12 protein-coding genes are annotated in these 12,833 nt (G+C 71.8%); all 12 read right to left on the bottom strand.

Features of this window, described 5'->3' with window-relative positions; all coding sequences use genetic code 11:
* Nucleotides 1–8 precede the first annotated feature (8 nt).
* Nucleotides 9–1,577, bottom strand: a complete 1,569-nt coding sequence (locus ACW14X_RS05370) for a glycosyltransferase family 2 protein (RefSeq protein ID WP_457164948.1) — start codon at nucleotides 1,575–1,577, stop codon at nucleotides 9–11.
* Between the two features lie 188 nt (nucleotides 1,578–1,765).
* Nucleotides 1,766–2,731 (bottom strand): sugar phosphate isomerase/epimerase family protein, encoded by a 966-nt coding sequence (locus tag ACW14X_RS05375; protein WP_457164949.1) that lies wholly within the window; start codon nucleotides 2,729–2,731, stop codon nucleotides 1,766–1,768.
* 40 nt (nucleotides 2,732–2,771) lie between these two features.
* Nucleotides 2,772–3,779: a sugar phosphate isomerase/epimerase family protein gene (locus tag ACW14X_RS05380; protein ID WP_457164950.1), complete on the bottom strand. Its 1,008-nt coding sequence runs from the start codon at nucleotides 3,777–3,779 to the stop codon at nucleotides 2,772–2,774.
* A gap of 28 nt (nucleotides 3,780–3,807) precedes the next feature.
* Nucleotides 3,808–5,181 (bottom strand): alkaline phosphatase family protein, encoded by a 1,374-nt coding sequence (locus ACW14X_RS05385; RefSeq protein ID WP_457164951.1) that lies wholly within the window; start codon nucleotides 5,179–5,181, stop codon nucleotides 3,808–3,810.
* 76 nt (nucleotides 5,182–5,257) lie between these two features.
* Nucleotides 5,258–6,442: a metabolite traffic protein EboE gene (gene eboE, locus ACW14X_RS05390; RefSeq protein WP_457164952.1), complete on the bottom strand. Its 1,185-nt coding sequence runs from the start codon at nucleotides 6,440–6,442 to the stop codon at nucleotides 5,258–5,260.
* Nucleotides 6,439–7,296 carry a TatD family hydrolase gene (locus tag ACW14X_RS05395; protein WP_457164953.1) on the bottom strand — a complete coding sequence of 286 codons (858 nt, stop codon included), beginning with the start codon at nucleotides 7,294–7,296 and terminating at the stop codon, nucleotides 6,439–6,441. The genes eboE and ACW14X_RS05395 overlap by 4 nt, the downstream gene beginning before the upstream one ends.
* Nucleotides 7,296–7,901, bottom strand: a complete 606-nt coding sequence (locus ACW14X_RS05400) for an EboA domain-containing protein (RefSeq protein WP_457164954.1) — start codon at nucleotides 7,899–7,901, stop codon at nucleotides 7,296–7,298. The genes ACW14X_RS05395 and ACW14X_RS05400 overlap by 1 nt, the downstream gene beginning before the upstream one ends.
* Nucleotides 7,898–8,776, bottom strand: coding sequence for a sugar phosphate isomerase/epimerase family protein (locus ACW14X_RS05405; protein ID WP_457164955.1), 879 nt, complete (start codon nucleotides 8,774–8,776; stop codon nucleotides 7,898–7,900). Before ACW14X_RS05405 ends, ACW14X_RS05400 begins: the two co-directional genes overlap by 4 nt.
* Complete coding sequence (locus ACW14X_RS05410) at nucleotides 8,773–9,621, bottom strand: SCO3242 family prenyltransferase (RefSeq protein ID WP_457164956.1); 849 nt, start codon at nucleotides 9,619–9,621, stop codon at nucleotides 8,773–8,775. Before ACW14X_RS05410 ends, ACW14X_RS05405 begins: the two co-directional genes overlap by 4 nt.
* On the bottom strand, nucleotides 9,618–10,769 hold the full coding sequence (locus ACW14X_RS05415; protein WP_457164957.1) for an inositol-3-phosphate synthase: 1,152 nt from the start codon (nucleotides 10,767–10,769) through the stop codon (nucleotides 9,618–9,620). Before ACW14X_RS05415 ends, ACW14X_RS05410 begins: the two co-directional genes overlap by 4 nt.
* Nucleotides 10,769–11,587 carry a ThuA domain-containing protein gene (locus ACW14X_RS05420; protein ID WP_457164958.1) on the bottom strand — a complete coding sequence of 273 codons (819 nt, stop codon included), beginning with the start codon at nucleotides 11,585–11,587 and terminating at the stop codon, nucleotides 10,769–10,771. The genes ACW14X_RS05415 and ACW14X_RS05420 overlap by 1 nt, the downstream gene beginning before the upstream one ends.
* Before the next feature lie 65 nt (nucleotides 11,588–11,652).
* Nucleotides 11,653–12,828, bottom strand: a complete 1,176-nt coding sequence (locus ACW14X_RS05425) for a Gfo/Idh/MocA family protein (RefSeq protein ID WP_160024500.1) — start codon at nucleotides 12,826–12,828, stop codon at nucleotides 11,653–11,655.
* Nucleotides 12,829–12,833: the final 5 nt, after the last annotated feature.

The raw sequence follows: 12,833 nt of genomic DNA on the forward strand, positions 1-12,833 counted from the left end.
CCGCCAGGTCAGCGGACGCCGTTGGAGTACGCCTCGCGTACGTACTCGTAGTTGCCCCAGCGGTTGTTGATGAAGTCCTTCTCCCAGTCGTGGACCGCGTTGTCGCGGCTGACGGACTCGAAGTGGAAGAGGGTGACGTCGTGGAGCCAGACCAGGCGCAGGCCCAGTGAGCGACGCACCTTGAGGCACAGGTCGACGTCGTTGTAGTTGACCGGGAGCCGTTCGCTGAAGCCACCGGCGTCGAAGAAGACCTCGCGCCGCATCGCGACGCAGGCGCCGGTCAGCGCGGAGGTCTCCCGGTTGATGTGCAGCTCGCCGTGGTTGCCGCGTTCCTCGGGGCGCGCGCGGTAGTAGGCGTGGGTGATGGTGCCGCTGCCGTAGACCAGGCCGGCGTGCTGGATGCGGTAGTCCTCGAAGAGGAGCTTCGGGCCGGTCATGCCGACGTCCGGCTCGCGCAGCGGCGCGATCAGGTTCTCGATGACGCCCTCGGAGTAGGCCTCCATGTCGTCGTTGAGGAAGATCAGGACGTCACCGGTGGCGTGGGCGGCACCGACGTTGCACTTGGCGCTGAAGCTGAACTTCTCGGTGAACTCGACGAGCTTGATGTCGGCACCCTCGATCGCCCGCAGCGCCTCCAGCACCGGGGCCGGGGTCGGGGTGTCGTAGACGATCACGAACTCGACGTTGCGGTGCTGGGTGGAAGCGACCACGGAGCGTACGGTCTCGACGACCATCGCGCGCTTCTCGCCCCACACGATCGCACTGGTGCCGATCGTCGGGATGATGACGCTGACCGGGGTGTCCAGGTCGGGCTCCCGCTCGACGCGGTAGAGCCCGGGTGAGACGCCCCGCGAGGCCGTGGCCCGGATCCCGAGCCGGTCGAGGTGGGCCTGGACGGCTCGTACGCCGGCGTCCCAGGCGTACGGCTTGGCCTGGTTGTCCGCGGCGGCGGAGCCCGGCACCATACGCCAGTGGTAGAGCGCGCCGGGGACGTGGACGATGCGCCGCGCGCGCTCGCTGACCCGGAGGACGAGGTCGTGGTCCTGGGAGCCGTCGAAGCCCTCCTGGAAGCCGCCGACCTCCTCCACGACCGAGCGGCGGAACACCGAGAAGTGGGTGCAGTAGTTGTGGTGGCGCAGCCGCTCCGGGGACCAGTCGGGCTTGTAGTAGGCGTCGCGGAGCTCGCCGGCGTCGCTCATCAGGTCCTGGTCGCTGTAGGCGTAGTCGAGGTCCTCGAACCGGTCGTAGGCGCGGACCATCTTCTCCAGCGCGTTCGGCTCGAGCACGTCGTCGTGGTCGAGCAGGGCGATCAGCTCACCGGTCGCCTCGGCCAGCGACGAGTTCGAGGCGGCCACGATGCCACCGTTCTCGGCACGCTCCACGATCCGCACCCGCGGCTCCTTCGCGGCCAGCTCGCGCAGCCGCGGCAGCACCCAGGGCGCGGGTGAGCAGTCGTCGCTGAGAACCCACTCCCAGTCCTCATGGGTCTGGCCGAGGACCGACGCGATCGTGTCCTCGAAGGCATCGGCGGGCGGGTTGTAGACAGCGGTGATCAGCGATACCCGGGGCGATGGCATGGTCTTCAGCCTATGACCCTCGCCGAGGGTTCGCAGCACCCGACACGGGGCACCCGACCGTTTGAGGACGGTCGTCATCCCGACTTCTCGGAGGGTTCACCGAGTGTCCGGGAGGAGACGGCAGCCGCCCCGCAGGGAGGGTCGGGGGCGGCTGCCGAGCCAGGTGTGGCGTACTCCAGAGGCGTACGTCAGTAGCGCAGGCCACGCAGGTAGGAGTAGCCGACCTCCGCGGTGTGGAGCGGGCTGATCTCCGGAGTGTCGTTCTCGACGATGTACTCCTCGACCTCGTGGGCCGCGAAGACCTTGGCGAAGTCGATGAAGCCGGTGCCGAGGTCGACGTGGTCGCCGGTGGTGGGGTTGCGGTCCTTGACGTGGTACTGCCGCACCCGCTGCGGGCCCGACTTGATGGTGTCGATCGCGAAGTCGACGGCGTCGTCGTTGGACAGGCCCTGGTTGACCCCGCCGGTGACGGCCCAGTAGATGTCGATCTCGAGGTGCACCAGAGCTGGGTCGAGCTCGGTGGTGAGGACGTCCCACGGGGTCACCCCGCCGCCGAGATCGGTGGTGAACTCGTGGGCGTGGTTGTGGTAGCCGTAGGCGATCCCGTAGCGCTTCGCGGCTGCGGCCTCGACGTTCATCTGCTCCGCCCAGGTCTGCCAGTCCGAGAGCGAGTTGGAGGCGAGGTAGGGCACCACCATGTAGCGCTGGCCGAGGGTCGCGGCGTTCTCGAGCTTGGTCTGCAGCTCGGCGGGGGTCGCGCTGATGCCGTCGTGGGACGAGGAGGCGCGGATGCCGAGGCCGTCGTAGAAGGCGCGCAGCTCGGCCGCGGTCTTGTCGAAGTAGCCCAGCGCCTGCTCCACCCGCGGGTAGCCCATCTCGGCGATCGAGGTCAGCGTCGCGTCGAAGCCCGGGTCGCCCCACAGCGCGTCGCGGACGGTCCACAGCTGGATGCTGATCCGGCCCGGAGGCACCCGGCACCCGCCGCGTTTGGCCGCCACGGCAGCGCCGGCCGGCGAGAGCAGACCCGGCACGGCCGCCAGTGCGGCACCGCCGGCGACGGCGCCCAGGGCGCCCTTGAACATGGAGCGACGGCTCAGGCCGCGCTCCTCCAGCGAGCGGCGCAGCGCGCCCTCACCATCGAATCCGTAACACATGGGGGTTTCCTCTCGGGTTGTCGAACTCTCGGGGGTCGAGTCAGTCGGTGGTGCTGAAGGCGGAATCGAAGGAGGCGTCGGGGGCGTCGAAGGCGAGCCGGCGGACGAACTCGAGCGCCTCGGGGGCACCGACGAGGCGGTCCATGCCGGCGTCCTCCCATTCGACCGAGATGGGGCCGTCGTAGCCGATGGAGTTGAGCATCCGGAAGCACTGCTCCCACGGGACGTCGCCGTGGCCGGTGGAGACGAAGTCCCAGCCGCGGCGCGGGTCGGCCCAGGAGAGGTGGGACCCGAGCCGGGCGTTGCGGCCGTTGCCGGTCTGCATCTTCGTGTCCTTGCAGTCCACGTGGTAGATCCGGTCGCGGAAGTCCCACAGGAACCCGACCGGGTCGACCTGCTGCCACACCATGTGGCTGGGGTCCCAGTTGAGCCCGAAGGCCTCCCGGTGGCCGATCGCCTCCAGCGTCGCGACGGTGGACCAGTAGTCGTAGGCGATCTCGGAGGGGTGGACCTCGTGAGCGAACCGCACACCGCACTCGTCGAAGACGTCGAGGATCGGGTTCCATCGGTCGGCGAAGTCCTTATAACCGGCCTCGATCGCCTCCTGGGAGACGGGCGGGAACATCGCGACGTACTTCCAGATGGAGGAGCCGGTGAAGCCGACGACCGTCTTGACCCCGAGGTTCTTCGCCGCCCGGGCGGTCATCTTCATCTCTTCGGCCGCCCGCTGACGTACGCCCTCGGGGTCGCCGTCGCCCCAGATCTTCGCGGGCAGGATGTCTTTGTGGCGCTGGTCGATCGGATCGTCGCAGACCGCCTGGCCCTTGAGGTGGTTGGAGATCGTGAAGACCTTGAGGTTGTGCTTGGCCAGCAGGTCCAGCTTCGCCTGGACGTACGTCTCGTCCTCGGCGGCCTGCCAGACGTCGAGGTGGTCGCCCCAGCAGGCGATCTCGAGGCCGTCGTAGCCCCACTCGGAGGCGAGGCGGCAGACCTCCTCGAACGGCAGATCGGCCCACTGGCCGGTGAAGAGCGTGATCGGTCGGGTCATGGTGTTTGTCCTTCCTCAGGGGAGCGGTTCAGGGGAGCAGGGATGCGAGCAGGTCGCGGACCTCGGTGGCCTCGAACCGATCGCGCTTGACGGAGGCGTCGGAGCAGACGAGCACCGGGCCGTGCTCGGGGTCGTCGGGAAGCCGGCCGTGGCTGCCGGAGACCGGGGCGGGGTCGAGCGGCACCACGCTCATGGCGTAGCGCAGCCCGGCCGTCTTGCGGGCCAGCGTGGTGGCGGCACGCAGCTTGACCCAGCGGTCCTCGGGGTCGAGGAACAGCTCGGCGGGGTCGTAGCCGGGCTTCTTGTGGATCTCGACGCCGCGGGCGAAGTCGGGCGCGTTCGCGTCGTCGAGCCAGTAGTAGTAGGTGAACCAGGCATCCGGCTCGGCAACCAGGACGAGCTCGCCGGCGCGCTCGTGGTCGAGTCCGTACGCCGCCTGGCCGGCGCGGTCGAGGACCTCGGCCACGCCGTCGAGACCCTGCAGCAGGTCGCGCACGCGGTCCAGATCTGCGGGATCCTTGATGTAGACGTGGGCGATCTGGTGGTCGGCGACCGCGAAGGCACGCGACGTCCACGGGTCGAGCAGCTCGCCGGTGGCGTTGTGGTGGACGTGCAGGAGGCCCTCGCGGCGTAGCAGCCGGTTGACGTCGACCGGGCGGGTGGCGCGGGTGATGCCGTACTCGCTCAGCAGCACGACGCGTACGCCTGCGGCCTCGGCGTCGTCGAGCAGCGGCGCCAGGGTGACGTCGACGTCGCGGGCTGCCTGGACCGCCTGCGGGCTGTCGGGGCCGAAGCGCTGCAGGTCGTAGTCGAGATGCGGGACGTAGACGAGGGTGAGGTCGTGGTCGGGCATGACCTTGCGGGCGGCCGCGACGATCCATGCCGAGCTCTTGATCGAGGCCGTGGGACCCCAGTAGGTGAACAGCGGGAACGGCCCCAGCTCCGAGGTGAGAGTGTCGTGGAGCTCGGGCGGCCAGGTCCAGCAGTCCGGCGACTTCTTGCCGTCGGCGTGGTAGGCCGGGCGCGGCGTGACGGTCGTGTCGACGTCGGCGCCCATGGCGTACCACCAGCAGATGTTGGCGACCTTCGCGCCGGGGCGCCGGCGGCGTACGACGTCCCAGAGCTTCTCGCCCTGCACCAGCGCGTTGTGCTGGCGCCACAGGAGCACCTCGCCGAGGTCGCGGAAGTACCAGCCGTTGCCGACGATGCCGTGGTCGCGCGGCAGCGTGCCGGTCAGGAAGGTCGACTGGACCGAGCAGGTGACCGCGGGTAGCACCGTGCCCAGCTCGGCGGTGAACCCCGACTCCCCCACCTGCCGCACCCGCGGCATGTGCCGGAGCAGCTCGGGGGTCATCCCGACCACGTCGATGACCAGCAGCTTGTCGTTCGTACCCTCGCTCATGCCGCCGCCTCCGTCGAAAAGGGCAAAGAGTACGGACGCGGCGGCCTGAGGCCTATGGTCGCTCGCTGGCGCTCGCTCATGCCGATGCCTCCTGCAGCTGTTCCAGTCCGGCCTCGAGGAGCCGGTCGCGTGTCCAGGCGAGCTCGGCCGCGATGCCCGCGACCAGGCCGGCGTCGCCGTCGGGGCGGACCTGCTCAGGCAGGACTCCCCAGGTGTAGGTCTCGACCTCGAGGTGGTCGGTGTGCGCCACCGGGCCGCCGAGGAGCGCGTCGAGCGTGCCCGCGAGGTGGTCGCGGGTGCTGCGCAGCGGCGGGGCCGGGTCGGCGTGGAGAGGTACGTGGAAGTGCACCCGCCACGGATGCTCGGCCGGCAGCGGACGATGGCCGGCGAGCGCCTCGGGCAGGTCGTCGCGGCTGTCCACCCGTGCCCCGCGCGGCTCTCGGGTCTGGTGCAGGAAGCGGTCCTCGGCGTAGGAGGCCAGTGCCTCCCGGGTCGCCGGGTCGCTCGGGTCGTCGGCGTGCAGGGCCGCGGAGACCTGGACCTTGACGACCGGCAGCCCGGCCACCCGCAGCCGGTCGAGCGCCTCGGTGGCGTCCTCGAACTGGGTGGCGAGGTGGCAGGTGTCGACGCAGATCCCGAGGTGGTCGGGGGCCAGTCCGGCGAGCCGGGTGACCGCGTCCCGGGTCGTCTCCACGACACAGCCGGGCTCCGGCTCGAACCCGACCCGGATCAGCCGGCCGTGCTCGGCCTCGATGCCCGCCAGGCCGTCGGCGAGCTCGCCGATCAGCTCGCGCGCCGCCCGGTCGCGGTCGGTGAACCACGGGGTGCGCCAGCCGAGCGGGAGGGTCGAGATGCTGCCGCGTACGGCATCGTCGGGCAGCAGCGCCGCCAGCACCCGGGCGCAGTCGAGGGTGTAGTCGAGGCGGCGCCGGGTCGACCAGTCCGGGGAGTAGACGTCGCGCTTCACGACCGGGGCATGGAACCCGGCGTACGGGAAGGCGTTGAGGGTGACGACCTCCAGGCCGTGGCGGTCCAGTCCGGCGCGCAACCGGTCGAGGGTGGCCGGGTCGCCAGCGAGCTCGTGCGCGGTCGCGGCGGGCAGCCACAGGCCGAGGCCGAGCCGCTGCACGCCGAGCCGGGCGCGTACCTCGCCGGCGTAGCGGCGGAGCTGGTCGAGGATGCCGTCGACGTCCTCGGCGGGGTGCACGTTGCTGCAGTAGCCGAGGTGGACGACTGTGCCGTCGCGGTGCCGGAACCTCATGCCCGCTCACCTCGCAGCAGCGAGTTGCCGGCGAAGGTCGCGCCCTGGTCAGCAGCAGGTACGTCGAGGAGCAGCCGTCCGCTCTGGCCGAAGAACTCCACCGGGTTGCGCCACAGCACCCGGTCGACGTCGTCCTCGGTGAAGCCGGCCGCCAGCATCGCCTCGCCGGTCGCCCGGGTGCGCAGCGGGTCGCTCTTCCCCCAGTCGGCGGCGGAGTTGACCAGCACCCGGTCGAGACCACGGCGCTGCAAGATCGCGACCATCCGGTCGGGGTCCATCTTGGTGTCGGGATAGATCGAGAAGCCCATCCAGGCGCCCGCCTCGTCGACGACGTCGACGGTCATCTCGTTGAGGTGGTCGACGACGACCATCCCGGGCTCCATCCCGGCCGCCTCGACGAGGTCGAGGGTGCGGCGGGTCCCGGCCAACTTGTCGCGGTGGGGCGTGTGCACCATCGCGGGCAGCGCGAACTCGCGGGCCAGCTCCAGCTGGCGGCTGAACGCCTTCTCCTCGTCCTCGGTCATCGAGTCGAAGCCGATCTCGCCGACCGCGACGACCCCGTCCTTGGCGAGGTAGCGCGGCAGCAGGTCGAGCACCGGAGTGCAGCGCGGGTCGTTGGCCTCCTTCGGGTTGAGCGCGATCGTGCAGTGGTGGGCGATGCCGAACTGCGAGGCCCGGAACCGCTCCCAGCCGACCAGCGCGTCGAAGTAGTCGACGAACGAGTCGACGCTGGTCCGCGGCTGGCCGAGCCAGAAGGCCGGCTCCACGAGGGCACGGACGCCGGCGGCGTACATCGCCTCGTAGTCGTCGGTCGTACGCGAGGTCATGTGGATGTGCGGGTCGAAGATGCGCATCAGGACTCCCGAGCGGTCTGGGTGGGGGCGGGCAGGAAGGAGAGGGCATCGGTTGGCACCTCGCGGCCGGCCGCGCGTCGCTCGGCGGCATAGTCAGCGACCATCCGGCGCAGCTCGTCGTCGGATCCTGTGGGTCCGTCGATGCCGGCCACCAGACGAAGAGGTACGCCGACGAAGAGGCACTTGAGGACGGCCTGGCGCCACGCGGCGGGATCGAGACGAGCGGCGTACGTCCCCAGCGCGGCTGCCACCAGGCGGGGGTCGTTGGTGCGCAGCGCGTCGTGGAGCAGGTCGACGGCACGGTCGCCGATCGCCCCGTCGAGGTGGCCGAGGCCGAGCAGGACCGCCCGCCGCTCGTCGGCGTCGCCGAAGCGGTAGAGGTCGTGCACCTCGGCGCTCAACGCGTCGGGGTCACCGGCCAGGCCACGGCCGAGCGCCAGCAGCAGCCGCAGGCGTACGTCGTCCTCGACCCGCTCCGCGCCCGGCTCGGGCGAGGTGCCCGGAGTGCGGCCGATCTCCCTGGCCGCGGCCGGGAAGCGGGTCCTGATCCGGGTGGGGTCGGTCTCGATCTCGGCGCACCACTCGGCGAGCAGCTTCTCGTTCATGCGCCCACCTCTTCGGATCGGGGCAGGTCCTCGAGGGTCTCCCGCAGGAACGCGAGGGAGCGCTCGGCGACGACCGGGGCGGCGTGGGACTGGCGGGGCAGCTCGAGCGCGGCGAGTCCGGTGTAGCCGATCTCGACCAGGGTGCCGAGCGCGACGGCGAAGTCGACCTCGCCGGTGCCCAGCTCCAGGTGCTCGTGGACGCCCTCGACCATGTCGTCGACCTGCACGTTGGCCAGCAGCGGACCGGCGAGGCGGATGGTCTCGGCCATCCCCCGCGGCTCGTTGCACACCACATGACCGAGGTCGAGGGTGACCCGCAGCAGCTCCGGGTCGTCGAGCCGCCGGCGCAGCTCGATCACGGAGTCGAGGGTGTCGACGAAGTGCCCGGGCTCGGGCTCGACGGCGCACACGACGCCGCGACGGGTGGCGAGGTCGAGGACCCGCCACACCCCGTCGCACAGGCGTCCCCAGGCCCGGTCATCGTCCACGCCGTCCGGCAAGGTGCCCGACCAGAACGACACCGCCTCGGCGCCGAGGTCGGCGGCCACCTCGACCGCCCGGTGCAGATAGTCGACCCGACGGCTCGCGTCCGGTCCTGGGTGGAGCAGGGTCGGGTAGTGCTTGCGAAGAGGGTCGAGGATGTAGCGAGCCCCGGTCTCGATCACGACCGACAGGCCGAGCTCGTCCAGCCGACGGCCGACCTGGGCGACCCGGCCCGCCAGGTTCGGCCGGAAGGGGTCCAGGTGCAGGTGGTCGAGGGTCAGCGCGACCCCGTCGTAGCCCAGCGCGGCCAGGAGGCTCAGCGCGTCCTCGAGCCGGTGGCTGTGCATGCCGTTGGTGCCGTAGCCGAACCGCAGCGTGCCCGTCGTGCTCATGTCGGTGACACCACCTTCGAGGCGGCCTTGACGATCGGGCCGGCGGCCAGCAGTGCGACCGCGGCCAGCGGCGAGCGGCGGGCGATGAGCGCGGCCTGGAGCGGGATCATCCCGCGGATCCCGGCGCCCGTGGCGCGCCGGACCGTACCGGCATCCGGCGAGGAGACCGCGGCCAGCTGCGCGGAGCCGACGCTGCGTGCGTACGTCGCGGCGAGGGCGACGGGCAGCGCCGCCCGCCCGTGGCCGGCCGCCGCGGCCGCGGTCGCGACCGTGACCGCCCCGGCGAGGGTCGCGGTGACGGGACGGCTGCCGTGGACCTCGCCCCGGCTGAGCAGGGTGACCCCGGCGGTGTGGGCGGCGAGCAGGCCGGCCGGCACCAGCCCGGCGCGCGTACGCCCGCTCGCGCTCGCGCCGAGGAGCACGTCGAGGCCACGGGCCGCGGCCATCGAGACCGGTCCGGCCGAGGTGTCCTTGAGGACGGTGTCGTAGGCCCACACCGTCCCGGCCAGGGCGGCCGCCGTCACCGCGGCCGGACGCCCGCCGGCGAGCCCGGCCAGCCCGACACCCGCCGCGGTCAGCCCGACGGCCACCCCGAGCGCCTGCCGCGGGCTGACCCGGCCCGACGGGATCGGCCGCTCGGGGCGCTCGACGGCGTCGAGGTCCCGGTCGGCCCAGTCGTTGAGCGCCATCCCGGCCCAGTAGAGCGCCACCGAGGCGGCCGGCATCGCGACCGCCCGGGCCCGCAGCGGACCGGCCGCGGCGGCACCGGCCAGGGTGTCACCCGGCACGGTGAGGGCCGCCGGCAGCCGGACCAGCTCGGCGAAGGCTCGGGCGCGAGATGTCATGCGCCCAGCCGAGCGCACCACGCGACCAGCTCTTCCCACTGCGCACCGAGCCGATGCTCGGTGGAGCCGGCCGGGTCCTTGAAGAAGAACCCGAACGGAAGGGGTCCGCTCTCCCCCGCCTCCTGCGCGCGCAGGACGAGCCGGGCGAGGTCGAGCACCAGGGGCGCGGCCAGCGCGGAGTCGCAGCCGCTCCAGGTGAACTGCAGCGACATCCGCACCCCGAGGAACCCCTCGAACGAGACGTGGTCGATGGCGGTCTTCCAGTCGCCGTGGTCGGGGACGTAGTCGATGTGCATCGGCCCCTGCACCGGGTGACCGAGCATCGCCTCCAGCCCCTGGGCCTTGGTGACGAGCTTGCTCTGCGCGTTGGCGGGGTCGGCGAGCGTGGCGCCGTCACCGCCACCGAGCATGTTGTAGGAGGCCCAGGCGTTGACCTGCAGCGCACGCGTCGAGAACATCGGTGCCAGCGCCGACTTCAGCAGCGTCTCCCCGGTCTTCCCGTCCGATCCCGCCCACGGGAGCCCGGCCCGCTCGGCGAGGGTGACGAGCACCGGCAGCCGCGGCCCGGGACTGGGCGTGAACGAGACCACCGGGCAGCCCGCCCGGTAGGCGGCCAGGACGTAGACGGAGCTGGCCGGCAGCGGGGACTCCCCCGCGGCCAGCGCCGCGTCGAGGGCGTCGGGGTCGGCGAGCGGTCCGCCGTCCACGACCTCGGCCGGCGGCTCGGTGCTCGCCACGTCGATCACGACCACCCGCTCGAGTCCGTGCTCCTCGCGGAAGGCGACGAGGTCGGCGGTCAGCCGCTCGACCGCGACACCTTGCGGCTCGGCGCCCGCCGGGTCGTAGCCCGTACGCAGCCGCCTCTCGACCTCCTCCAGCTCACCGGCGATCGCCGGCAGGATCCCGGCGGGAACGACCCCGCCCGCGGCGAGCCGCTCGGCCCGCTTCAGCAACGGGTCCGCCCGCAGGTCGTGCCCACCGATCACCAGGTCGTCCAAGGAGGGCAGCCCGGCGGCGGCGATCTCCGGCTGCTCGGCGACCAGTCCGACCCGCCCGGCGAGCCCGGCCCGGACGGCCAGCGCGCCGACGGTCGTCGTGACGCCCACCGAGCCGCAGGCACCGACCAGCCACACACCGACTCTGCTCATCAGTTCGCCTCGCAGCGGAACGGCGCGACACCGGCGACCATCTTGATGCCGCCGAGCACGTGGGAGAGGAACTCCGGCTCGGTGAACGACTCCGAGGTGTGGCCCATGCCGGTGTAGAAGGCCCGGCCGCCGTCGTAGCGGTGGCACCAGGCGATCGGGTGCGGGTCGCCCATGGCGAAGCGGCCCGGGTTGTAGCTGGTCTCGTCGAGGTCGGCGAGGACCCGGATCGAGTCGGCCGGACGGTCGCGGAAGCTGTACCACTCGTCCCAGCGCGTCCACCGCTTCGGCAGCTCGGCCGTCGCCGCGGTGTTGTGCGCGTGCACCTTCACCGTCGCGGTCTGCTGGGCGGGGTGGCCGGCGAAGTAGGCACCGACGAGGCCGCCGTACCAGGGCCAGTCGTACTCGGTGTCGGAGGCAGCGTGCACGCCCACATAGCCACCACCGTCCTGGATGTAGCGCTCGAACGCGGCCTGCTGACCGGCGTCGAGCACGTCTCCGGTCGTGGAGAGCCACAGCACCGCCTCGTACGCCGCCAGGTCGGTGTCGTTGAACACCGCCGCGTCCTCGGTGGCGGTCACCGTGAAGCCGTTCTCGGCCCCCAGCTTCTCGATCGCCGCGATGCCGTCAGGGATGGAGCCGTGCCGGAAACCGGCGGTCTTGGAGAACACCAGGACGTCGTACGTCCCGGCCCCCTCGCTCACCTCGGAGCGGTCCGCGCTCGCGGCCGGCGCCGGTGACAGGCCCGGGGCGAAGGCGGCCACCGCCACCAGCCCGACTCCCGCGATCAGCGTCCGGAACCTTCTCGATCCGTGCTTCATGTGCGTATCCCTTCTGTGCTCAACGGTCTGAACAGGCTGGAATCGGCCGAGCGGCCCCGGGTGGATCAGGTGGGGATCTCCTGCCAGGTCCTGGTGTCGGAGCTGGTCTCCACCGCGGCGAGAACGCGCTGCACCTGGAGTCCGTCGGCGAACGTCGGCGTCGGCTCGGCGCCCTCGCCGAGCGCCCGGACGAGGTCGACGACCTGGTGGGTGAAGCCGTGCTCGTAGCCGAGGCCGTGGCCCGGGGGCCACCAGCCGGCCACCCACGGGTGCTCGGGCTCGGTGACGACGATCCGGCGGAAGCCGCCCTCGGCGGCCGGCAGGGTCGCGTCGTGGAAGTGCAGGACGTTCATGTCCTCGAAGTCGAAGGCCAGGCTGCCCTTCGACCCGTTGATCTCGATCCGGATCGCGTTCTTACGGCCGGTGGCGAAGCGGGTGGCCTCGAACGAGCCGACCGCTCCCCCGGCGAACCGCGCCAGGAACACCGCGGCGTCGTCGACGGTGACCGGCCCGCGCTCGGTGCCGGCAGTGGCCGAGAGCCCGGACGAGGTCTCCGCCACCGGGCGCTCCTTGACGAACGTCTCCAGCATCCCGGAGACCTCCAGGATCCGGTCACCGGTGATGTGCTGGGTCAGGTCGATGACGTGGGCGCCGATGTCGCCGAGCGCACCCGAGCCGGCCTTGGTCTTGTCGAGGCGCCAGCTCAGCGGGGTCTCGGGGTCGGCCAGCCAGTCCTGGAGATACTGCGCACGTACGTGGTGGAGCTCCCCGAGACGACCGTCGGCGACCAGCTTCCGGGCCAGCGCGATGGCCGGCACCCGGCGGTAGGTGAACCCCACCATCGCCCGCACTCCACGTTCGGCGGCCACCGCGGCGGCCGCGGCCATCCGCTCGGCCTCGGCCACGCTGTTGGCCAGCGGCTTCTCGCAGAGCACGTGCTTGCCGGCCTCGAGCGCGGCGATCGCTATCTCCGCGTGGGTGTCGCCGGGCGTGCACACGTCGACCAGGTCGACGTCGTCGCGGGCGATCACGTCACGCCAGTCGGTGACGCTCTCCTCCCAGCCGAACCGGGTGGCGGCCTCCGCCACGCGAGTCGCGTCACGGCCGCAGAGAACCTGCATCCGCGGGGTCAGGGGAAGGTCGAAGAAGCGGTGGGCACTGCGCCAGGCGTGGGAGTGGACGGCGCCCATGAAGGCATAGCCGATCATCCCCACCCCGAGCGTGGCGTTCTGCTCGGTCATCGGAA

This window comes from Nocardioides sp. YJ-D4, assembly GCF_054031495.1.

What these genes read in the sequence shown, in the direction of transcription:
- ACW14X_RS05385 (WP_457164951.1), bottom strand. Translation starts at nt 5,181, where the DNA reads ATGAGCGAGGGTACGAACGACAAGCTGCTGGTCATCGACGTGGTCGGG.
- ACW14X_RS05400 (WP_457164954.1), bottom strand. Translation starts at nt 7,901, where the DNA reads ATGAACGAGAAGCTGCTCGCCGAGTGGTGCGCCGAGATCGAGACCGAC.
- ACW14X_RS05425 (WP_160024500.1), bottom strand. Translation starts at nt 12,828, where the DNA reads ATGACCGAGCAGAACGCCACGCTCGGGGTGGGGATGATCGGCTATGCC.
- ACW14X_RS05395 (WP_457164953.1), bottom strand. Translation starts at nt 7,296, where the DNA reads ATGCGCATCTTCGACCCGCACATCCACATGACCTCGCGTACGACCGAC.
- ACW14X_RS05420 (WP_457164958.1), bottom strand. Translation starts at nt 11,587, where the DNA reads ATGAAGCACGGATCGAGAAGGTTCCGGACGCTGATCGCGGGAGTCGGG.
- ACW14X_RS05380 (WP_457164950.1), bottom strand. Translation starts at nt 3,779, where the DNA reads ATGACCCGACCGATCACGCTCTTCACCGGCCAGTGGGCCGATCTGCCG.
- ACW14X_RS05405 (WP_457164955.1), bottom strand. Translation starts at nt 8,776, where the DNA reads ATGAGCACGACGGGCACGCTGCGGTTCGGCTACGGCACCAACGGCATG.
- ACW14X_RS05370 (WP_457164948.1), bottom strand. Translation starts at nt 1,577, where the DNA reads ATGCCATCGCCCCGGGTATCGCTGATCACCGCTGTCTACAACCCGCCC.
- ACW14X_RS05375 (WP_457164949.1), bottom strand. Translation starts at nt 2,731, where the DNA reads ATGTGTTACGGATTCGATGGTGAGGGCGCGCTGCGCCGCTCGCTGGAG.
- eboE (WP_457164952.1), bottom strand. Translation starts at nt 6,442, where the DNA reads ATGAGGTTCCGGCACCGCGACGGCACAGTCGTCCACCTCGGCTACTGC.
- ACW14X_RS05410 (WP_457164956.1), bottom strand. Translation starts at nt 9,621, where the DNA reads ATGACATCTCGCGCCCGAGCCTTCGCCGAGCTGGTCCGGCTGCCGGCG.
- ACW14X_RS05415 (WP_457164957.1), bottom strand. Translation starts at nt 10,769, where the DNA reads ATGAGCAGAGTCGGTGTGTGGCTGGTCGGTGCCTGCGGCTCGGTGGGC.